This window comes from Streptomyces pseudovenezuelae, assembly GCF_029892565.1.
Lineage (GTDB): Bacteria > Actinomycetota > Actinomycetes > Streptomycetales > Streptomycetaceae > Streptomyces > Streptomyces pseudovenezuelae_A.
Map to the genome: position 1 here is coordinate 40,208 of NZ_JARXVH010000011.1, position 20,464 is coordinate 60,671.

A 20,464-nucleotide genomic window follows, 5' to 3' on the forward strand; every position below is an offset into this window, starting at 1 on the left:
GGGGACCGGCGACCGCAACGCACCTACCACGCAAGGAGATCCCGTGCTCGACGCCGACTTCTTCCGCCGTTGGATGACGGCGACCGCCGCTTCCGTCGACCGCGAGGCGGAACGGCTCACCGCCCTCGACTCCCCCATCGGGGACGCGGACCACGGCAGCAATCTGCAACGCGGGTTCCGGGCCGTGGCCGCCACGCTGGAGAAGGAGGCGCCGGACACGCCCGGAGCGGTTCTGACGCTCGCCGGCCGGACGCTGATCTCGACGGTCGGCGGCGCGTCGGGGCCCCTGTACGGGACGCTGCTGCGCCGCACCGGCAAGGCGCTCGGGGACGCCGGTGAGGTGAGCGAGGCGGAGTTCGCCCAGGCGCTGCGGACGGGAGTGGACGCGGTCTCGACGCTCGGCGGGGCCGCGCCGGGCGACAAGACGATGATCGACGCCCTGGTGCCGGCCGTGGACGCGCTCCCCGACGGTTTCGGCGCGGCCCGGTCCGCCGCCGAGGAGGGCGCGCTGGCGACGACACCGCTGCAGGCGCACAAGGGCCGGGCGAGCTATCTCGGCGAGCGCAGCATCGGGCACCAGGATCCCGGGGCCACCTCGGCGTCCCTGCTGATCGCGGCTCTGGCGGAGGCGAACGGTGAGTGACGGCAAGCTGGTCGGGATCGTGCTCGTGTCGCACAGCGCGGAGGTCGCCGCGTCGGTGGCCGAGCTGGCGAAGGGTCTGGCGGGCGGCGGCATCACGGTGCCGGTCGCCGCTGCGGGCGGCACCGAGGGCGGTGGCCTCGGCACCAGCTCGGAACTGATCGCCGCCGCGGCCGCGTCGGTAGACCAGGGTGCCGGAGTCGCTGTTCTCACCGACCTCGGCAGCGCGGTCCTCACCGTGAAGGCCCTGCTCGCCGAGGGCGACGAACTCCCGCCCGACACCCACCTGGTGGACGCCCCGTTCGTCGAGGGCGCGGTGGCCGCGGTCGTCACGGCGGCCACGGGCGCCGACCTGGCCGCGGTGGAGGCGGCGGCCGGGGAGGCGTACACCTACCGCAAGGCATGAACACGCGGCGCCGACGGACCCGGGAGGGCCCGCCGGCGCCCTCGGCTCACTTGCCCCGCACGAACATCCGCGCCAACCGCTCCCCCGTGGCGACCGCTGCCGCATGGTCCTCGATCGGCTTGACCTGCGAGTCCTTGAAGACGATGTAGGTGACGCCGGAGGCCGTGCCGCCGCCGCGCGGGTCCGGCTGGATGCCGAGGCCGCGGGCGGTGGCGTAGGACGCCTCGCCGATGATGTCGTGCGGGCCGACGTCGCCGACCACGGCGTACTGCACGCGGTCCCGGTAGACCACGGCGGCGACCGAACCCCCGCGCACCCCGTGGTCGCGGTGGTTCCAGATCCGGCTCGCCATGGGCACGACGATGTAGGGGAGCCGCTCGGCGCTCAGATGGCGGCCGTCGGCCTGCTGGTAGGCGGTCATGTCGGAGAAGAGCGGGTCGGTACGGCGGTTGCAGCGGGCCGTGGGCCGCCCGTCGCAGTCGATGTCCATGTCAGCCTTCCAGAAGACGGCGTCCCGGGTGCCGCAGACCGGGATGTCGGCCGGTGTGCCGTCGTCGCTGCGGTAGCGACCGCGGGAGACCTGGGTGCAGTCCCGCGCCCTGGCCAGCAGGTCCGCGGCGGTCACGGCGCCCTCGCGCCACACCACCGGCTCCTGCTCGATGCGGTGCGCGGCGGCGGGCACGGTCGTCGGGGTGAGCAGGGCGGCGCTTGCCGCGGCCAGTGTCAGCGACTGGACACGCACGATAAGGGAGCCTCTCCTGGGGGACACTGACGGACACTCAGCCCACCCTGGTGCCGTTGTGATCACGCGGCCACCGTTGGGGGGCCGTACGGTGCACGACCCTGTCGGGAGGTCCCGTCCCCGAACTTCCGGCAGGGGCCGGGCACCTGAGCCCGTATCGGCTCCGGCCGCCCGGCCGCCCACGTCCGGCGCGGGATCAGCGACGACAGCGGCCCGCGCCACCGGCCCGAACTCCCCATCCCTCAAAGGGGGTTCGGCCGTCTGGAGCTTCAGCATACGTAACGCCCGAGGACCGTCACCAACGGGACCGCCCGTGGTCCGCGCATCGCCCGCCCACCGTCCGCCCTCTTGATGCGACCACGTCAGCGGAGCCATATTGGTCCGGACCATTGCTGTCGCGCCGTCCGGGGAGGCAGAGTCGTGCGTCGTGTCGTCCTACTCCTGCGCACAGCCGCCACGACCTGCGCGGCCGTGACGCTCCTCGCGTCCTGTGCCCGGGGCGGCTCGGACGCCGACGACGGCGGCCGGCTGCCGGGGGCGCCGGTCGGCGTCACCGCGGCGGCGGGCAGTGCCACCAGCGTGCACGTGATGTGGAACGCGGTGTCCGCGGACCCGCCCGTCACCGCCTACGAGGTGTACCGGGGCACCACCAAGGTCCAGGAGGTACCGGCGGCCGAGCGCATGGTGGACGTCATCCGGCTCAGCCCCTCCACTGCGTACGTTTTCTCCGTGCGGGCCCGCAGCGGCGATGACCTGCTCGGGCCGCGCAGCACGGAGGTGCGGGCCACGACCCCCGCGGCCGTGGCGGCGGACGCGAAGCCCCCGACCCGCCCGGGCGCCACCCGGGGCAAGACGGTCGGCAGCAGGGCCGTCCAGCTCTCCTGGTCCGCGTCGAAGGACGACTGGGCGGTGCTGTCGTACGACGTCTACCAGGGCACCTCGAAGATCCACAGTGTCGGCGGGAACCAGACGGCGACCGTGGTGACGGGACTGCGGCCGGGCACCCGTTACGCCTTCACCGTCCGCGCCCGTGACGCGGCGGACAACCTCTCGCCGCCCGGCGCGACCGTCCGCCTCACCACGCCGGGCTCCGACGACGGCAAGGACACCGCGCCCATCGCCTTCCGCGCGAGCACCCATCGCGCGGACGGGGCGTATTACATCGACCTCGCCTGGGTCCCGCCGCGCACGGACGGCGTGGTAACGGAGTACGAGATCCGGCTCGACGGACAGACCGCCACCTCACTGGTGTACGGCGGGAACCCGCCGCGCGACAAGGCGACCTATTCCTTCTACGTCGGCCGGGACGCCGGCGTCAGCCATCGGGTGCGGATCCGGGCCAAGCTGCCCGACGGCACGTGGGGCGGTTTCTCACCGGAGGTGACCTGCACGACGACCCCCTGACGGCAGCTCGCGCATGGGCCGGACGAAGTAATCCGTCACCTGCCCGGTGGCGCTCCGCGTGCGGGACGGGCCGGGGGCACAAAGGCTGCCCCTGAGAGGCAGCACGGGCGTTCCCCGACCCTCGGCGGCGCTAGGGATGTACCGCCAACCGTGCCGCCGGAGGCTCCCATGCGCATGACTCGTCCACCCCTCCGCACCGCGGCAGCCGTCGTCGCGCTCCCCCTGGCCCTGGCCGCCACCCCGGCCGCGGCCCTGGGCTCGGGGATCTCCGTGAGCACGAGCGGGTCCACGGTGTCGGTGACGACCACCACCTGCTCCCAGACCAGCTCCAGCGGCAGCTGGGGTTCGGCCTCGCTGCTCAACAGCAGTCAGGCGGACTTCGCCCAGGGACGGCAGGCGGCCCTCTCGGGGACGACCGGCCTCCAGTCGGCGGCTTGGCAGACCGTGAACCCCGGCACGTACACCGTCGTGGTGGTGTGCGCGGGCGGCGCCAAGAGCACCGCGGGCACCCAGTCCGTGATCGTGTCGGCCGCCTCCACGCCCACCATCTCCGCCACGGCCTCGCCGTCGCCCTCGCGCGGTGTCATGGGCGGTATCGGCGGCGCGGTCAAGGACTACGGGCCGCTCACCCTGACCGCGGGCAGTGCCCTGGTCGGGGCGGGTGTCATCGCCACGGCCTGGTTCCTGCGCCGCCGAGCCAAGCCCTACCGGCTCTGAGGCCGGGCGGGCTCGGGCCCGCCCGACACCGGCTGCTCGGCACTGGGCAGTTCGGCGAACTCCTCCACGGCATGCGCGAGCCACCGCGTCCAGAAGGTCTCCAGGTCGATGCCCGCCCGCAGCACGAGGTGGCGCAGCCGGTCCTGGGGACCGTCCTTGCCGGGCGGGAAGTCGCGCCGCTCGATCTCCTCGTACTCCGCCAACTGCCGCCGGTGCAGGTCGAGATGGCGGCGCAGATCGGCCTCCACGCCCGCCGTGCCGACCACGGCCGCCGCGCGCAGCCTCAGCAGCATCGTGTCCCGCAGCGGCTTGGGGTCGTGCGCGGCCGAGGTCCAGCGGGCCAGTTCGGCGCGGCCCGCGGGCAGCACCTCGTAGCTCTTCTTCTGGCCGCGGGCCGGCTGCTCGGTCGGCAGCGCCCTGATGTGTCCCTCTGCCTCCAGTTTTCCCAGCTCGCGATAGATCTGCTGGTGCGTCGCCGACCAGAAGTACCCGATCGAGCGGTCGAACCTGCGGGTCAGCTCCAGCCCCGAGGACGGCTTTTCGAGCAGGGCGGTGAGGATCGCGTGCGGGAGTGACATGACGTCATCCTAGGGACGGCCCCTACAGGGCGGCCGCGACCTCGGTGCCCTGTTTGATCGCGCGCTTGGCGTCCAGTTCGGCGGCCACGTCGGCGCCGCCGATCAGGTGCACGGAGCGGCCGGCGGCGGCCAGTTCCTCGTAGAGGTCCCGGCGCGGTTCCTGCCCGGTGCACAGCACGATCGTGTCGACGGCCAGGACCGTGCTCTCCTCGCCGACGGTGACATGGAGTCCGGCGTCGTCGATGCGGTCGTAGCGGACGCCCGGGACCATGGTGACGCCCCGGTGCTTGAGTTCGGCGCGGTGGATCCAGCCGGTGGTCTTGCCGAGGCCCGCGCCGACCTTCGTGGTCCGGCGCTGGAGCAGGTGGACCGTGCGGGGCGGGGCGGCCCGCTCGGGGGCGGCCAGACCGCCGGGTGTGCGGTAGTCCATGTCGACGCCCCACTGCCGGAAGTACGTCGCCGGGTCCTCGCTCGCCTTGTCACCGCCGTCGGTGAGGTACTCGGCGACGTCGAAGCCGATGCCGCCGGCGCCGAGGATCGCGACGCGGTCGCCGACGGTGGCCTCGCCGCGCAGGACGTCGAGGTAGCCGACCACGCTCGGGTGGTCGACGCCGGGGATGTCCGGGGTGCGCGGGGTGACGCCGGTGGCCACGACGATCTCGTCGAAGTCGGCCAAGTCCCTTGCCCCGACAGGTGTGTTGAGGCGTACGTCCACGCCGTGCGCGTCGAGCCGTGTGCGGAAGTAGCGCAGCGTCTCGTCGAACTCCTGCTTGCCCGGGACCTGTCGGGCGACGTTGAGCTGCCCGCCGATCTCGCTCGCGGCATCGAAGAGAGTGACCTCATGGCCGCGTTCGGCCGCGCTGACCGCGCACGCGAGTCCCGCCGGGCCCGCGCCGACGACGGCGACGCGTTTGCGCAACCGCGTCGGGGCCAGGATCAGTTCGGTCTCGTGGCAGGCCCGGGGGTTGACCAGGCAGGACGTGATCTTTCCACTGAAGGTGTGGTCGAGGCAGGCCTGGTTGCAGCCGATGCAGGTGTTGATCGCCTCGGGCGTCCCGGCCGCGGCCTTGTTGACGAAGGCGGGGTCGGCGAGCATCGGGCGGGCCATGGAGACCATGTCCGCGCAGCCGTCGGCGAGCAACTCCTCGGCCAGTTCAGGGGTGTTGATGCGGTTGGTGGTAACCAGCGGGACCGACACCTCGCCCATCAGCTTCTTGGTGACCCAGCTGTAGGCGCCGCGCGGGACGGAGGTCGCGATGGTGGGGATGCGGGCCTCGTGCCAGCCGATGCCGGTGTTGATGATCGTCGCCCCGGCCGCCTCGACGGCCTTGGCGAGGGTGATCACCTCGTCGAGCGTGGAACCGCCGGGGACCAGGTCCAGCATGGACAGGCGATACACGATGATGAAGTCCTCGCCGACCGCCTCGCGCACCCGGCGCACGATCTCGACCGGGAAGCGCATCCGGTTCTCGTACGCGCCGCCCCAGCGATCGGTGCGGTGGTTGGTCTGCAGGGCGATGAACTCGTTGATGAGGTAGCCCTCGGAGCCCATGATCTCGACGCCGTCGTACCCGGCCGCGCGGGCGAGGCGGGCGGTGCGGACGTAGTCGCCGATCGTCTCCTCGACCTCGTCGTCGGTCAGTTCGCGGGGCGCGAAGGGGCTGATCGGCGCCTGGAGCGGGCTCGGCGCGACCAGGTCCTGGTGGTAGGCGTACCGCCCGAAGTGCAGGATCTGCAGCGCGATCCGGCCGCCCGCGCGGTGCACGGCCTCCGTGACCACGGTGTGCCGCTCGGCCTCGGCGTCGGTGGTGAGCTTCGCGCCGCCCTCGTACGGCCGCCCCGCGTCGTTGGGCGCGATGCCGCCGGTGACGATCAGCCCGACTCCCCCGCGCGCCCGCTCGGCGTAGAACTCCGCCATGCGCTCGAAGCCGCGCTCGGCCTCTTCCAGGCCGACGTGCATCGAGCCCATCAGGACGCGGTTGGGCAGCGTGGTGAAGCCCAGGTCCAGCGGGCTCAGCAGGTGCGGGTAGCGGCTCATCGTCGGCCCTCCGTGCGGGGTGTGGTGCCTTCTTTTGTAGAGGCCCTTCGCTTATTTTGCAACTAGTTGCATAAACGGGGGCGGGTGACACGGGACACCCGGGGGCACAGTGGCCTCATGAGGACCGCGGACGCCGAGGTGGTCGACCTCGCCCAGGAGCTGATCCGCCGCCCGAGCCGGGGCGGCATCGACGACTACGCACCCGTCCTCCGAGTCCTGGAGGACTGGCTGGACGCCCATGACCTGCCGTTCCGGCGGCTCCACGACGCCGGGCGGCCGGTCGCCCTGCTGGTGGAGGTCGCCGGTGGCCGGCCGGGACCCTGGTGGGCGCTGGACGCCTGCGTGGACACCGCCCCGTACGGCGACGAGAGTTCCTGGTCGTTCCCGCCGGACTGCGGGGACGTCGTGGACGGCTGGCTACGCGGCCGAGGCGCGGCCGACTCCAAACTGGCGGCGGCGCTGTTCTGCCGTATCGCCGCCGAGGTGCGCGAACGCGCCGACGGCCTGCGCGGCGGGCTCACCGTGCTGCTCGACGCCGACGAGCACACCGGTGGCTTCGGCGGCGCCCGCGCCTACCTCGCGGATCCGGCGGCGGTGCGCCCGGCCGGGGTGCTGATCGGCTATCCCGGGCCGGAGGAGGTCGTGGTCGGCGGCCGGGGGCTGTGGCGGGCCACGATCACGGTGCACGCGGACTCCGGCCACTCCGGGGCGAGGCGTACGACACCGGGTGCCGTCTCCCGGGCGGCACGGCTGGTGCGATTGCTGGAGGAGGCCGAACTGCCGGGAGTCCAGGGCGAGTTCCCGCTTCCGCCGAGGCTGACGGTGACCTTCTGCCACGGGGGCGAGGGCTTCTCGGTGGTGCCGGGCGCCTGCGAACTGGGCATCGACGTGCGCACGACGCCGGGCTTCGGCGCCGCCGCGGCCGAGGCACTCGTCCGGCGCGCGGTCGCCGAGCTGGACGCGTCGGTGCCCGGCCCGCGGCCGACCGCGATCACCCCGGTGGCTGCCTGGCCGTCGTACCGCCTGGCCGCGGACGAGCAGCCCGCCGCCGCACTCCTGGACGCGGCCGAGCGGGAGGGCCTGCCGGTCAGGCCCAAGACGGCCGGGCCCTCGAACATCGGCAATCTGCTGGCGGGTGAGGGCATCCCGGCGACGGCCGGTTTCGGGGTGCGGTACGAGGGGCTGCACGGCGTGGACGAGCGGGCGTGTCTGGCGGACCTGCCCGTCGTGCACGCCGTCTACCGGCGTGCCGTGCTCGACCTGCTCAGTACGTAGTCAGCGGCTCTCCAGCCGTACGTGCAGTTCCCGCTCCTGGTCCCCGGAGGCCGAGGCGAGGTCGCGGACGGTGAACAGGGAGTCGAGGGTGGAGCGCAGTCGTTCGATCGCCCAGTAGCCGCCCTGCGCGTCGGCCTCGACGGAGGACGAGAGGCGGGCCGGCGGCGGGCACGCGTGCGTGTCGGTGACCTCGAACGTACCGAGCCACACCATCGGCCGGGTCTCGTGGAGCTGCTGCGGCGCCTCGTCGGCGCCCCGGTCGGACTCGAAGCACGTGGCGAGCGTGTCGAACACGATCCGGGCGTCCTCCTTGTTGCATCCGCTGATCTCGAGGGAGACGGGTTCCTCGTGCTGTCGCTCTCGGTCCATGTGATCGCTCCTCTCGTGAATGTGGCGCGGCACCACGGGTTCCCCGCGAACCGCGCCACACCTCCAGAGAAGCACTCCCGTCCGAACCGGACCAGCGAGCGGCTCAGCTCTTGGTGAAGCGGTACGTCTTGCTGTCCGTCAGCACGCAGAAGCCCGGCGACACGACGATCACGCGCAGGGTGCCGGTGCGGCGGTCGTAGTCGATGCCCTCGGCCTCGAAGGTGCCGGAGCAGCCGCTGCGCAGCGGGAGCTGGCGCAGGGCCGTGACGTGGCCGGAGACGTCTCCGCTGCCGCTCGGCTGGGCGGAGAGGTCGACCTGGAGCAGCGGCTTGGTGACGCCGAACAGCGTGCCCGCCGGGTCGTCGGAGGAGCACAGGAGCGTGGTCGCGCTGGAGAAGTCGCAGCCCTGCACATCCCGCACGGGGTGGTCGAGGTTGACGACGGAGACCTGCGGGAGGTTCGCCGAGGGCGAGGTGCTCGCGTTGACGCCGGGCGTCGGGAAGACCAGGAAGCGATTCATGGTGCCGTACTCGCCCGACAGCATCCACTGCCCGTCGGGCGAGATCGCGACCCAGGAGTTGTTGAGCGCCTCGCCGGAGCTGAGCGTGTGCACGTACTCCGACCAGGCCCCGCCCTGCGCCTGCACGCGGTACATCTTCGCGGTGCCCGAGTCGGCCTGGTACGGCTCGATGTAGTAGCCGTTGTAGGAGGCGTCCGGGTCGCCGACGTGGTTCCAGCCGCGGACGCTGAGGTCGATGGGGACGGTGCCGATGCCGGTGTAGCGGTTGGCACTGCCCGCCGGGACCTCCACGGAGGTCAGGCCCTGGCTCTCGGTCAGCGGGTCGGCCCGGTCGGAGCCCACCTCGGTCCAGGTGTCGGCCGCCGACGCGGGCGGGGCGGCGGACAGGACGGCCGCGGTGGCCAGGGCGAGCAGGGCGGTGAGCGTCGCGTGGCAACGTCTCCGGGCGCGCAGGCGCATATGGAGTGCTCCTCCGTGGGGGGCGGAATAGACCGCCGGACAGTCTGTCGGCCCCACGTAGGCATGTACAGACCAATAGGAGAACAGGGGCCGTCCAGTCGGCGACGGCCCCTCGCGAGTACTGTCGTCACGGCTTCACCGGACGTCCGTGGCCGTGTTGAGAGATGGTGGAGGAGAGCGGCCGAAGCGTCACAGGGACGGTTGAGCGCGGTAGAACAGGGGAGTCGGCACGGGGGACGGCGTGCCGCGTCGAAGGGGCGAAGGCGGTGCGTGGAATGAGAGCACCTGGGATTCCACCGGCCGGGCGTGACTGGTCGGTAGGACCGAGCGGGCTGCTCGACGTGCTGGGCGTGGCCTCGGTGGTGCTGGACGCCAAGGGGCACATCGTGCTGTGGAGCCCCCAGGCGGAGGAGCTGTTCGGCTTCCCCGCGGACGAGGCGCTCGGGCAGTACGCGGCCCGGATCATGGTCGACGAGCAGCATCTCGACCTGGTCGTCAAGCTGTTCGCCGATGTCATGCTCACGGGGCAGAGCTGGGCCGGCGCCTTCCCCATCCGCCGCAAGGACGGCAGCACGCGGCTCGTGGAGTTCCGCAACATGCGGCTCCTCGACGACCAGGGCGACGTCTACGCGCTCGGCCTGTGCGCCGACAAGTCGACCGTACGGCGGCTGGAGCGGGACGTGGCGCTGTCCACCCGGCTGGTCGCGCAGTCGCCGGTCGGCCTGGCCGTGCTGGACACCGATCTGCGGTACGTCTCGGTCAATCCGGCCCTGGAGCGGCTCAACGGCATTCCGGCCGAGGACCACATCGGCCGCACCTTCCGTGAGGTGCTGCCGCATCTCGACGTCGACGCGATCGAGTCGGCGGCCCTGCGGGTGTTGGAGACCGGCCACCCGATGGTCGACCGGCACACCATCGGCCGTACGCCGGCCGATCCGCACGAGGAACACGCCTGGACGATCTCGCTCTACCGCCTGGAGGACGCGGCCGGGACGGTGCTGGGCGTCGCCGGGGCGGTCGTCGACGTCACCGAGCAGCACAGGGCGAGCGTCGAGGCGGAGGCCGCCCGGCGCCGGCTGGCCCTCATCGCGGACGCCTCCGCCCGCATCGGCACCACCCTTGAACTGGACCGCACGGCCCGTGAACTGGCCGACGTAGCGGTGCCCGAGCTCGCCGACGTCGCGGCCGTCGACCTGCTGGAGGCGGTGGTCGAGGGCCGGCGCACCAGCCTGGGTCCCGCCGAGCATGCGGTGATCCGGGCGCTGGCCGTGCAGGCGGACGACGCGCCCGAGGCGCTGCTGGCGGCCGACCCGCCGGGGCAGGTGGCCCGGTACGGCCCCGACCGCCTGGTCACCGAGTGCGTACGGACCGGCGCCCCGGTGCTGGTGGCGCAGGTCGGGGCGGCCGACCTGCCCCGCATCGCCCGCTCCCCCGAGGCCGCCGAGCTGCTGTCCCGGGCGGGTGTGCACTCCTATCTGGCGGTGCCGCTGATCGCGCGCGGCGAGGTGCTCGGCGCCCTCGACCTCAAACGCACCCGCAATCCGCTGCCGTTCAGCGACGACGACCTGCTGCTCGCGCGGGAGCTGGCGGCGCGGGCGGCGGTGCAGATCGACAACGCCCGCTGGTACCAGAACGCCCGCGACACCGCCCTCACCCTGCAGCGCAGCCTGCTGCCGAGCCACCCGCCGGTGATCGGCGGCCTGGAGGTCGCCTCCCGCTACCAGCCCGCGGGCGCCACCACGGAGGTCGGCGGCGACTGGTTCGACGTCATCCCGCTGGACGGCTGCAAGACCGCGCTCGTGGTGGGCGACGTGATGGGCAGCGGCATCAACGCGGCGGCGACCATGGGCCGGCTGCGCACCGCGACGACCACGCTGGCCTCCCTCGACCTGGATCCGGCCCGGCTCCTGGAGCACCTCGACCGGATCACACAGGACCTGGACCACTCCATCGCGACCTGTGTGTACGCCGTCCACGACCCGGAGCTGCGGCAGTGCCGGATCGCCAACGCCGGGCACCTGCCGCCGGTCCGATTGCGCGAGGGGCGTGCCCCGGAGCTGCTGGATCTGCCCACCGGGGCGCCGCTGGGCGTCGGCGGGGTCGCCTTCTCCACCACCGCGGTCGACCTCGAACCCGGCGACCGGCTCGTGTTCTACACGGACGGACTCGTGGAGACCCGCCAGCATCCCCTCGACGAGCGCCTGGACGCGCTGCTGTCCCTGCTCGAAGGCCCCGACCGCCCGCTGGAAGAGGTCTGCGATCTCCTGCTGCGCACGCTTCACCAGCCCGACAACTCCGACGACGTGGCGCTGCTCATCGCGCGCGTGCAGAAACAGGACGGACGCGAGTGACGGCCGAGCCGTTCTCACAGCGATTGATTACCTGCTCCTTATCGGGCGCATCCCACAATCACAGCTAGGCGTGGCACAGGGGTGCCGGGCCGATGGGAGCTTGCCGTGACGCACGAGCCGGACCAGCAACCCACCGCCGGGGGCGAGCCGCCCGAGCGGCCATTCGGTACGACATCCGACTGGGAAGTGATGACGGGCCCGGGCGGGGGCGAGCGCGCACCGGGTCCCACCTGGGACCGGGTCTGGCGGCACCGGTCCGCCCGGGCGCGCGCGGTGATCGCGGCGACGACGGTCGCCGTCCTGGCCATCGGCGGCACGGTCGCCGTCGCGGCCACGTCCGCCGGCTCCGGCGAGAGCGCCTCGCCGTCGGCCGCGTCGGCCTCGACATCGGCCTCCCCGACCCCGAACGGGCCCGGCGAGCGGCACGGCGGCGGCCGGTGGTTCGGGCTCGGCGGCATGGGCGCGCACGGCGAGGCGACCGTCAAGGACCAGGACACGGGCAAGTGGGTGGTACGGGTCTGGCAGCGCGGCACCGTCGAGAAGGTCGACGGCGACCAGGTCACCGTGAAGAGCGGGGACGGCGCCGAGTGGACCTGGACGGTGCCCTCGGACGCGACCGTGTTCCACGACGGCACCAAGGGCTCCGGCGCGGACGACCTCAAGAAGGGCGAGACCGCCTTCCTGGCCGGCACCCGCGCCGACGACGGCACCAGGACCGCGACCAACGCCCTCATGGGCACCTGGGACCACAAGGGTCAGGGCGGCGACCACCGCGGCGGCGGGCCGGGCCGCGGCCCCCGGGACTGGCAGCCGCCCTCCCCCTCCACGCCGCCCTCCCCCTCGGCCAAACCCTCGGACAGCGGCGCGACCACGTGACCCGGCCCGTCAGGCCCTGACGCCGATCACGACGTTGGCGTACAGCTCCTCGTCCGTGGCGAGACGGGATGTCAGGCCCGCCTCGCCGAAGGCGTCGAGTGCCGCGTCGGTCTGGTGCTCACTGGTCTCGACGAGCAGGCAGCCGCCGGGGGCGAGCCAGCCGGACGCCCCGGCGGCGACCCGGCGCAGCAGGTCGAGTCCGTCGGAGCCGCCGTCCAGCGCGGTGCGCGGTTCGTGGTCGCGGGCCTCGGCGGGCAGCAGGGCGATCTCGGCGGTGGGGACGTACGGCACGTTGGCGGCGAGGAGGTCGACCCGGCCGCGCAGGGCGGCGGGGAGGGCCTCGTACAGGTCGCCCGCGTGCACGTGACCGCCGTACGCGGCGATGTTGCCGCGGGCGCAGCGCACGGCCACCGGGTCGATGTCGGCGGCGTGCAGTTCCACGGTGCCGAGTGCGGCGGCCAGGGCGGCGCCGACCGCGCCGGAGCCGCAGCACAGGTCGACGACCACGGTGGCGTGCGGGTGCTGGGCCAGGGCCCGGTCGACGAGGAACTCGGTGCGGCGGCGGGGCACGAAGACGCCCGGTTCGACGGTGACGCGCAGTCCGTGGAAGCCGGCCCAGCCGAGGACCTGTTCGAGGGGCTCGCCGGCGATCCGGCGGTCCGTCAGGGCGGAGACCTCGTCCGGGGTGCGGGCGGTGGCGAGTATCAGCTCCGCCTCGTCCTCGGCGAAGACACAGCCGGCGGAGCGCAGGGCGATGACAACTCTGGACAGCAGAGCGGGAGCAGCGTGAGGGGGCATGGAAGCCGAGAGCCTTTCGGTGAGCCGAAGGGCGCTCTCGCGGTCACCGGCGAGCGGTGATCCGTGTCGTCGCTACGAGGCGAGAGCACCCTACCTGAACAGCGGTAATGGGTCTCACCTCCTAGAACGGGCGGCTGGGACGGACCCCGGCCGGACCCGCACACCTTACCCCAACGTCCTCGGCGCGGAGGGCGGCGGCGTCGGGTCAAGTTGTACTGTGCAACCAGGTGAGTGAGGGAGGTCCCGTGGACGCAGCCGAGGCCGTGGAGGTCATCCAGCACGAGATGACGGCGTTCGCCCGCCGGGCCCGGGCCTCCGCCGGGCGGATGCACCCCGAGCTGTCGCTCGTCTCGTACACGCTGCTCGGGCATCTGGAGGAGAGCGGCGGCTGCCGGGCCACCGACCTGGCCGCGCACTACGCGCTGGACAAGTCGACGGTCAGCCGCCAGGTGTCCGCGCTGGAGCGGGCCGGGCTCGTCGGGCGGCACCCGGACCCGGACGACCACCGGGTCCAGACGCTGCAGCTGACGGACGCGGGCCGGGAGATCCTCGCCCAGGTCACGCGCAGCCGCCGCGTCGCCTTCCGGGAGCGGCTGGCGGACTGGCCGGAGGAGGACCTGACGCGGTTCGCCGCCTATCTGGAGCGCTACAACGCGGGCACCGCCGCGGACTGACCCAGCGTCTGGGGCACCCGGGCGCCGAGGAAGGCGGTCCTGCGGCGCAGCCGGAAACCGAGCGCCTCGTACAGCCGGATGGCGGTGGTGTTGTGCGCGCCGGTGTGCAGGAAGGGCGTCTCGCCGCGCTCCTTGATGCCGTGGGCGACGGCGAGGATCAGCCGGGTCGCCAGGCCCTCGCCGCGGAAGGCCGGATCGGTGCAGACGGCGCTGATCTCGGTCCAGCCGGGCGGGTGCAGCCGCTCCCCCGCCATCGCGATCAGCGCGCCGTCGCGGCGGATGCCCAGGTAGGTGCCCATTTCTATGGTCCGGGGCAGGAAGGGGCCCGGCCGGGTCCGTTCGACCAGGTCGAGCATCTCGGGCACGTCGGCGGGGCCGAGGCGGACGGCCTCCGGTTCCGGCGCGGCGGCCAGACCGGCGTCGACGAACTGCACCCCGTCGATCCGGAAGGTGACCTCCCAGCCGTCCGGGACCTCACCCCGGAAGCCCGGCAGCGCGATCTCGGCGCCGGGCCCCGCGAGCGCCGCGACATCCGCCCAGTCCTCGGCGTCGGGATCGTCGGGCAGCGCCAGCCACGGCGACACGTCGACCGGGTAGCGCAGCACCCGCCCCTGACGCTCGGCGAAGTGCGCGTGCGGGCCGGTCAGGGCGGCGAGGGCGGGGTTGTCGAGGACGTGGTGTGTGCCGGGCGCGGCACTCGGGCCGTTCACGCCCGTATCGCCGAGGCCGCTCGCGTCCGTACCGTTCACGTCGCTCGTCCGTCCGCCGTTCACGTCGCTCATCCCGCGACCTCGATCACGATCTTGCCCCGGGCGTGGCCGTCCTCGACGGTGCGCAGCGCCTCGCCGGCCTGCTCCAACGGGAAGGCCTGCGTGACGTGCGGGTCCAGCTCGCCGGCCACCACCAGGCGCGCGATGTCGTCCAGGACGGCGGCGGTGCGGGCGCGTTCGACGCGGGCGCCGCCCAGGTCCGCCACGGTCTCGGGTGGAGCGGCCGCGGTGATCAGCTTGGCGGGGCCGGTGAGCAGGGCGGCCGCCTCGGTGAGCACCGGGTCGCCGACGAGGTCGTACACACCGTCCACGCCGTCCGGCACGGCGGCGCGTACCCGGTCGGCGAAGCCCGGTCCGGAGGGAACGTGCACGGCGCCGAGCGACTCGACGAAGTCCTTCTTCGCCTCGCTCGCCAGTCCCACCGTGCGCAGTCCGAAGGCCCGGGCGATCTGCAGGGCCGCGGCGCCGACTCCGCCGCCCGCGCCGGTGACCAGGAGGGTGGCGCCCGCGGGCAGGTCGAGCTGGCGGACTCCGTCGTACGCGGTGGCCGCGGCGATCGGCAACGTGGCGGCGTCGGCGAAGGACAGGCCGGCGGGCTTGTGCGCGGTGATCCGGTCGGGCAGCAGGGCGTACTCGGCGTATCCCCCGGCCACGGTGTTGCCGAAGACCTCGTCGCCGACGGCGAAACCGGTCACGCCGTCCCCGGTCTCCTCGACGACGCCGGAGACCTCGCCGCCGAACACGACGGGGAAGACCTTCTCGCTCTCGCCGGGGCGGCGGAAGCCCTCGCGCAGTTTCCAGTCGACGGGGTTCACTCCGGCGGCACGCACCGACACCAGGATCTGGCCGGCTCCCGGGCGGGGCCGCTCGACGTCGACGAGGGCCTCGGTCTCCGGGCCGCCGTGGCGCGTGTAGGCGTACGCCTTGGGCATTGCTCCCACTCTCCCTTCGCGGTAGCCGGACCCGCGGTCGTCCGGGCCACCGGAACCGGCTCGACTCGTGCAAGGAAGATCGCCGGACGGCTATTCCCGGCGGCCGGGACACTTCATACAGCCTTAATGATCGCGGGCCCGGCCGGGTCAGGGGCATACCTGCCGTGGACGTACGGTTGAACGCGCAAACACTCCGCACCCGTCCCGCTGGATCCGCATGAACGTCACCCGAGGCTTCACCGGACGCCCCCGCGTCCACAATCCCGGCCTGCCCCCGGGCCAGTACGACGCGGGCGACGACTGGCCCGTCCTGTCCGCCGAGGTCACGCCCGAGCTGGCGCCCGCCGACTGGACCTTCCGGATCGACGGCCTGGTCGAGCGGCCGCACACCTGGGACTGGGCGCAGGCACACGCGCTGCCCGCCTCGGCGTACGCGGGTGACATCCACTGTGTGACGAGCTGGTCGAAGTTCGGGGTGCGCTTCGGGGGTGTCTCCCTGGACGCCTTCCTCGACATGGTGCGCCCGCACGCGTCGGCCACCCATGCCGTCGCCTACTCGCACACCGGGTACACGGCCAACCTCCCGCTCGCGGACCTCACCGGGGGACGTGCCTGGATCGCCTTCGAGTACGACGGTGAGCCGCTCGCCCCCGAACACGGCGGCCCGGCGCGGCTGTTGGTGCCGCACCTGTACTTCTGGAAGAGCGCCAAGTGGATCGCCGGCATCCGGCTCCTCGACCACGACGAGCCCGGCTTCTGGGAGCAGAACGGCTACCACGCGCGTGGCAATCCCTGGGCGGAGCAGCGGTACTCCGGTGACTGAGACCTTCACGCCCTCGACTTTCACGCCCGCGACCCGGTTCGCCGTGCCCGGCCGGATCGCCGTCAGCGAGCAGGCCGACGCCGACTGGCGGACCGCCACGCTGACCGAGATCCGCCGGGAGACTCCGCAGGCCGCCACCTTCCGGTTCGCGGTGCCCGCCTGGGCGGGGCATCTGCCCGGCCAGCACCTGATGCTGCGGCTGACGGCCGAGGACGGTTACACGGCCCGGCGTCACTACTCGATCGCGTCCGCGCCCGACGACTCCGGGCACATCGAGCTGACCCTGGACCACGTCGAGGGCGGCGAGGTGTCGGGCTGGTTCCACACCGAGGCCCGGCCCGGCGACCGGGTCGAGGTGCGCGGTCCGGTCAGCGGCTTCTTCGCCTGGCCGGGCGACCGGCCCGCGCTGCTGATCGGCGCCGGCTCCGGGGTCGTACCGCTGATGTCGATGGTCCGGCACCACCGCGAGCGGAGCCTGCCGGTGCCGCTGCGGCTGCTGGTGTCGGCGCGCGATCCTGAACAGCTCATCTACGCACGGGAGTTCGGCGCCGAGACGACGCTCGTGTTCACGCGGAGCGCGCCGCGCGGAGTGCCGGTGGGGCGTCTGGCCGCCGCTCATGTGGCGCCACTGTTGGCCGAGTTGCCGCCCGGTGGCTGGGAGGCCTACGTGTGCGGCTCGAACGCGTTCGCCGAGCATGCCTCGCGCCTGCTGGTCGAGGCCGGCCAGCCGGTGGACCGGATCCGGATCGAGCGCTTCGGCTGACCACTCTCGGCCGATTCTCTTCGGCCGACGCCGACTTGGCGGTTTCCGGCCGGTCCGGCACTGAACGTTGGGCGGACTTCGGGGTACCAGCATGCGTGTACGCACTCGTACGCATAAGCGCTGCCGAGGGACAATGCGGACCGGACACGGTACGGCTCCTCCGGCTCAGGTCACGTCGAGGAGGTCGGCATGCGAACCCGGGTGCGCGGCTGGCGGTGGCGACGCAATTCGCTGCGTCGTCGGTCCGACGTCGTGGAGGCGTGGACGGCACTGGCGGTCGCGGTCCTCTTGTTCGTGGGCGCCCCGCTCGCCGGAGCCCTCGTGGGCTGGTGGGCCCACGACGAGGCGCGGTCGGTCGCGGCGGCCCAGCGCGCCGAGCGCCGGCAGGTACGGGCCGAGGTGGTGGGGAAGACACCCGCCACACTGCCCACGACACAGAGCGGGCGGGAGCACCCGTACCGCGTGGACGTGCGCTGGACCGATCCCGTCACCGGTACGCACACGACCACGGCCCGGGTGCCGTCGGGGACCCGGCACGGGGACACGGTCGAGGTCTGGTTCGACTCCGAGGGCCGGCCCGTCGCCCCACCACCGGGCGTGAGCGAGATCTGGCAGCACACCGTGAGCCTCGGCATCTGCGCGGCGGGCGGCACCCTGGCCCTGGCCCTGCTCGGCGGCACCCTTGTACGCCATACGGCCAATCGCAACCGCCTGTCGGAGTGGGAACGGGCGTGGGCACGCACCGAGCCGGAGTGGACGCGGCGCGGGGTGTGAGGAGCACTGCGGGTCGGGCAGACGCAGGGCGCGAATGACGCGCAGGTGAGAGACGTGTCCTCAGCCGGCGCCCTAGCCGACACCCTGCATCCGCCGCGCGATCCGCCCATGGTCCCGCAGCGCGTCCGCCAGCCCCGGCAGCACCGGTTCGCCCCGGTCGACGAGGACCCGGCCGCCGACCAGCGTCGTCCACGCACGTGCGGGTCCGCAGCGCAGCCAGGCCTCGACGGGATCGCTCAACGCACCGGCCAGGGCGACCGCGTGGAGATCCCAGACGACCAGGTCGGCGCAGGCGCCCGGCCGCAGATGCCCCAACTCGTCGGCGCGGCCCAGGCAGCGGGCCGAACCGCGGGTCGCGATGTCCAGGGCGTCGCGCGCGGTCATGGCGCCGGGACCGCCCCGATAGCGGCCCAGGAGCAGGGCGTTGCGGGTCTCCATCCACAGCGAGGCGTGGTCGGTGGAGGCGGAGCCGTCGCAGCCGATGCCGACCGGCAGCCCGAGTTCCCGCATCTCCTTCACGCGCGCGGTGCCGCCGCCGATCAGCATGTTGGAGCTCGGGCAGTGCGCCACACCGACGCCCGCGGCCCCGAGACGGCGCAGTTCGTCGTCGTTCGGGTAGATGCAGTGCGCCACCCAGGTGCGGTCGCTCATCCAGCCGGTGTCCTCGAAGTACTCGACGGGGCGGCAGCCGTAGGTCTCCAGGCAGTACGTGTCCTCGTCGCGGTCCTCGGCGAGGTGCGTGTGCAGGCGTACGTCGTACCGCTCGGCGAGTTCGGCGGTCGCCGTCATCACCTCCTTGGTCACCGAGAACGGCGAGCAGGGCGCGAGGGCGACCCGGATCAGCGCGCCGGGTTCCGGGTCGTGGTGGGCTCGAATCAGCCGCTCGCTGTCGGCGAGCACCTCGTCGGTGGTCTGGGTGACGCTCCTCGGCGGCAGTCCCCCGTCCTCGACGGAGCGGGTCATCGAGCCGCGGGTGGCGTGGAAGCGGAAGCCGATGTCGCGGGCGGCGCGGATCTCGGCGTCTACGAGGTTCGGTCGGGGGTGCACGTACAGGTGGTCGGAGGACGTGGTGCAGCCGCCCATCAGCAGCTCGGCCATGCCGACGTACGCGGACACGTAGGCGGCCTCCTCGTCGAGGGCGGCCCACAGGGGGTAGAGGGTGGTCAGCCAGTCGAAGAGAGTGCCGTTCACGGCGGGGGCGTAGGAGCGGGTGAGGTTCTGGTAGATGTGGTGATGCGTGTTGACCAGCCCCGGAGTGACCAGGCGGCCGGCGGCGGAGACGGTCGTACGCGCCTCGGGTTCGGTGCCCGCGGAGCCCACCGCGGTGACCCGACCACTCGTGACGGCCACCCAGCCGCCGGGGATCTCCCGCTCCCCGTCCACGACCAGCAGTCCGGCGTCCTTGACCAGCAGATCCACGGCTGACGTCATTGCGCCATCGTAGACAGGAGGGGCGGCAGAGGCCTGGCGAGTCGTCCGACGTCACACGTACGGTGTGATCATCCACGCTGCCCCTTCACAAAGGCGGTCCTATATGGCCCTGTTCGACCTCCCCCTCGACGAGCTCCACGAGTACCGCAGCGCGTCCGCCGAGCCCGACGACTTCGACGCGTTCTGGTCCAAGACCTTGCAGGAGGCGCGCGAGCACGACCTGGACGCCCGGTTCGAGCCGGTCGACACGGGACTGTCCACGGTCCAGGTGTACGACGTGACGTTCGCGGGCTTCGGCGGGCACCCGGTGAAGGGCTGGCTGAGGCTGCCCGCCGGGGCGACGGAGCCGCTGCCGCTGGTCGTGGAGTTCATCGGGTACGGCGGCGGGCGCGGGCTGCCGCACGAGAACCTGCTGTGGGCGTCGACGGGCCGGGCGCACTTCGTGATGGACACCCGCGGTCAGGGCAGCGCCTGGGGCGGCGGCGGTGGCACCCCGGACCCGGTGGGCGGCGCGCCCGCGTACCCCGGCTTCATGACCCGCGGCATCGACGCACCCGAGAACTACTACTACCGCCGGGTGTTCACCGACGCCGTCCGTGCCGTGGAGGCCGCCCGCTCGCACCCGCTGACCGACGCCACCCGCACGACGGCCGTCGGCGCGAGCCAGGGCGGCGGGATCACGATCGCCGTCGGCGGGCTGGTCCCGGACCTGGTCGCGATCGCGCCGGACGTGCCCTTCCTGTGCGACTACCCGCGCGCGGCGACGCTGACGGACCGTCACCCCTACCGTGAGATCGGCCTGTTCCTCAAGACCCACCGAGGCCGCACCGAGGACGCCCTGCGCACCCTCTCCTACTTCGACGGCGTCCACTTCGCCGCCCGCGGCAGCGCCCCGGCCCTGTTCTCGGCGGCCCTGGAGGACCAGACCTGCCCGCCCTCCACCGTGTTCGCGGTCTTCAACGCCTGGGCGCACGAGGACAAGGCGATCGAGGTGTACGACTTCAACGACCACGAGGGCGGCGGGCCCTACCAGGAGGCGACGAAGCTGCGCTGGTTGCGGTCGTTCGCCTGAGCGGCGATTCTCTCCGCGCCGAGAGGTCGGTCTCGCGCCGCTCTTCCGTCCA

At 73.0% G+C, this 20,464-nt stretch carries 21 protein-coding genes; 12 read left to right on the plus strand and 9 right to left on the minus strand.

Going from position 1 to position 20,464, the window contains the following annotated elements:
- The first annotated feature begins 43 nt into the window (after positions 1 to 43).
- Together dhaL and M2283_RS31205 are read left to right on the plus strand one after the other, a co-directional pair.
- The gene (dhaL, locus tag M2283_RS31200; protein ID WP_280879788.1) at positions 44 to 643 is read left to right on the plus strand and encodes a dihydroxyacetone kinase subunit DhaL; all 600 of its coding nucleotides are present in this window, start codon (positions 44 to 46) and stop codon (positions 641 to 643) included.
- On the plus strand, positions 636 to 1,046 hold the full coding sequence (locus tag M2283_RS31205) for a PTS-dependent dihydroxyacetone kinase phosphotransferase subunit DhaM (RefSeq protein ID WP_280879789.1): 411 nt from the start codon (positions 636 to 638) through the stop codon (positions 1,044 to 1,046). The genes dhaL and M2283_RS31205 overlap by 8 nt, the downstream gene beginning before the upstream one ends.
- Positions 1,047 to 1,092: 46 nt before the next feature.
- Here M2283_RS31205 and M2283_RS31210 read toward each other — a convergent pair whose 3' ends face one another.
- On the minus strand, positions 1,093 to 1,788 hold the full coding sequence (locus M2283_RS31210; RefSeq protein WP_280879790.1) for a glycoside hydrolase family 75 protein: 696 nt from the start codon (positions 1,786 to 1,788) through the stop codon (positions 1,093 to 1,095).
- Positions 1,789 to 2,208: 420 nt separating this feature from the next.
- Here M2283_RS31210 and M2283_RS31215 point away from each other — a divergent pair, with 420 nt between their 5' ends.
- Both M2283_RS31215 and M2283_RS31220 read left to right on the plus strand, forming a co-directional pair.
- On the plus strand, positions 2,209 to 3,192 hold the full coding sequence (locus tag M2283_RS31215) for a fibronectin type III domain-containing protein (protein WP_280879791.1): 984 nt from the start codon (positions 2,209 to 2,211) through the stop codon (positions 3,190 to 3,192).
- 168 nt (positions 3,193 to 3,360) lie between these two features.
- Entirely contained in the window at positions 3,361 to 3,909 is a 549-nt protein-coding gene (locus tag M2283_RS31220) for a hypothetical protein (protein WP_280879792.1), read from the plus strand.
- Here the strand turns inward: M2283_RS31220 and M2283_RS31225 are convergent.
- A complete protein-coding gene (locus M2283_RS31225) occupies positions 3,897 to 4,487 on the minus strand; it encodes a PadR family transcriptional regulator (RefSeq protein ID WP_280879793.1) in 591 nt (196 codons plus the stop codon). The two genes, M2283_RS31220 and M2283_RS31225, sit on opposite strands and share 13 nt — an antisense overlap.
- A 22-nt stretch (positions 4,488 to 4,509) precedes the next feature.
- Positions 4,510 to 6,525, minus strand: coding sequence for an NADPH-dependent 2,4-dienoyl-CoA reductase (locus tag M2283_RS31230; RefSeq protein ID WP_280879794.1), 2,016 nt, complete (start codon positions 6,523 to 6,525; stop codon positions 4,510 to 4,512).
- Positions 6,526 to 6,642: 117 nt separating this feature from the next.
- Between M2283_RS31230 and M2283_RS31235 the strand changes: the two genes are divergently transcribed.
- The gene (locus M2283_RS31235) at positions 6,643 to 7,800 is read left to right on the plus strand and encodes a M20 family metallopeptidase (protein ID WP_280879795.1); all 1,158 of its coding nucleotides are present in this window, start codon (positions 6,643 to 6,645) and stop codon (positions 7,798 to 7,800) included.
- Here M2283_RS31235 and M2283_RS31240 read toward each other — a convergent pair whose 3' ends face one another.
- The gene (locus tag M2283_RS31240; protein WP_280879796.1) at positions 7,801 to 8,169 is read right to left on the minus strand and encodes a hypothetical protein; all 369 of its coding nucleotides are present in this window, start codon (positions 8,167 to 8,169) and stop codon (positions 7,801 to 7,803) included.
- Positions 8,170 to 8,272: 103 nt separating this feature from the next.
- Entirely contained in the window at positions 8,273 to 9,148 is an 876-nt protein-coding gene (locus tag M2283_RS31245) for a hypothetical protein (protein ID WP_280879797.1), read from the minus strand.
- A gap of 275 nt (positions 9,149 to 9,423) precedes the next feature.
- Here M2283_RS31245 and M2283_RS31250 point away from each other — a divergent pair, with 275 nt between their 5' ends.
- Both M2283_RS31250 and M2283_RS31255 read left to right on the plus strand, forming a co-directional pair.
- Positions 9,424 to 11,499 carry a SpoIIE family protein phosphatase gene (locus M2283_RS31250; protein ID WP_280879798.1) on the plus strand — a complete coding sequence of 692 codons (2,076 nt, stop codon included), beginning with the start codon at positions 9,424 to 9,426 and terminating at the stop codon, positions 11,497 to 11,499.
- 105 nt (positions 11,500 to 11,604) lie between these two features.
- On the plus strand, positions 11,605 to 12,375 hold the full coding sequence (locus M2283_RS31255) for a hypothetical protein (protein ID WP_280879799.1): 771 nt from the start codon (positions 11,605 to 11,607) through the stop codon (positions 12,373 to 12,375).
- A 9-nt stretch (positions 12,376 to 12,384) separates the two neighbouring features.
- Here the strand turns inward: M2283_RS31255 and M2283_RS31260 are convergent, their stop codons facing one another.
- Positions 12,385 to 13,173, minus strand: coding sequence for a putative protein N(5)-glutamine methyltransferase (locus M2283_RS31260; RefSeq protein ID WP_280879800.1), 789 nt, complete (start codon positions 13,171 to 13,173; stop codon positions 12,385 to 12,387).
- Between the two features lie 245 nt (positions 13,174 to 13,418).
- On the opposite strand from M2283_RS31260, the gene M2283_RS31265 reads away from it, so the two are divergent.
- Positions 13,419 to 13,847, plus strand: coding sequence for a MarR family winged helix-turn-helix transcriptional regulator (locus M2283_RS31265; protein ID WP_280879801.1), 429 nt, complete (start codon positions 13,419 to 13,421; stop codon positions 13,845 to 13,847).
- Here the strand turns inward: M2283_RS31265 and M2283_RS31270 are convergent.
- The gene (locus M2283_RS31270) at positions 13,820 to 14,629 is read right to left on the minus strand and encodes a GNAT family N-acetyltransferase (protein WP_280879802.1); all 810 of its coding nucleotides are present in this window, start codon (positions 14,627 to 14,629) and stop codon (positions 13,820 to 13,822) included. The two genes, M2283_RS31265 and M2283_RS31270, sit on opposite strands and share 28 nt — an antisense overlap.
- Positions 14,626 to 15,549, minus strand: a complete 924-nt coding sequence (locus tag M2283_RS31275; RefSeq protein ID WP_280879803.1) for an NADP-dependent oxidoreductase — start codon at positions 15,547 to 15,549, stop codon at positions 14,626 to 14,628. Before M2283_RS31275 ends, M2283_RS31270 begins: the two co-directional genes overlap by 4 nt.
- A 217-nt stretch (positions 15,550 to 15,766) precedes the next feature.
- Here M2283_RS31275 and M2283_RS31280 point away from each other — a divergent pair, with 217 nt between their 5' ends.
- The 3 genes from M2283_RS31280 (at position 15,767) to M2283_RS31290 (ending at position 17,909) form a co-directional block, all read left to right on the plus strand.
- The gene (locus M2283_RS31280; protein ID WP_280879804.1) at positions 15,767 to 16,372 is read left to right on the plus strand and encodes a sulfite oxidase-like oxidoreductase; all 606 of its coding nucleotides are present in this window, start codon (positions 15,767 to 15,769) and stop codon (positions 16,370 to 16,372) included.
- Positions 16,365 to 17,135, plus strand: coding sequence for a ferredoxin reductase (locus tag M2283_RS31285; RefSeq protein WP_280879805.1), 771 nt, complete (start codon positions 16,365 to 16,367; stop codon positions 17,133 to 17,135). Before M2283_RS31280 ends, M2283_RS31285 begins: the two co-directional genes overlap by 8 nt.
- Before the next feature lie 189 nt (positions 17,136 to 17,324).
- On the plus strand, positions 17,325 to 17,909 hold the full coding sequence (locus M2283_RS31290; protein ID WP_280879806.1) for an Rv1733c family protein: 585 nt from the start codon (positions 17,325 to 17,327) through the stop codon (positions 17,907 to 17,909).
- A gap of 72 nt (positions 17,910 to 17,981) precedes the next feature.
- Here the strand turns inward: M2283_RS31290 and M2283_RS31295 are convergent, their stop codons facing one another.
- Positions 17,982 to 19,340, minus strand: coding sequence for an 8-oxoguanine deaminase (locus M2283_RS31295; RefSeq protein WP_280879807.1), 1,359 nt, complete (start codon positions 19,338 to 19,340; stop codon positions 17,982 to 17,984).
- 103 nt (positions 19,341 to 19,443) lie between these two features.
- Here M2283_RS31295 and M2283_RS31300 point away from each other — a divergent pair, with 103 nt between their 5' ends.
- Positions 19,444 to 20,412 carry an acetylxylan esterase gene (locus M2283_RS31300; RefSeq protein WP_280879808.1) on the plus strand — a complete coding sequence of 323 codons (969 nt, stop codon included), beginning with the start codon at positions 19,444 to 19,446 and terminating at the stop codon, positions 20,410 to 20,412.
- Positions 20,413 to 20,464 lie beyond the last annotated feature (52 nt).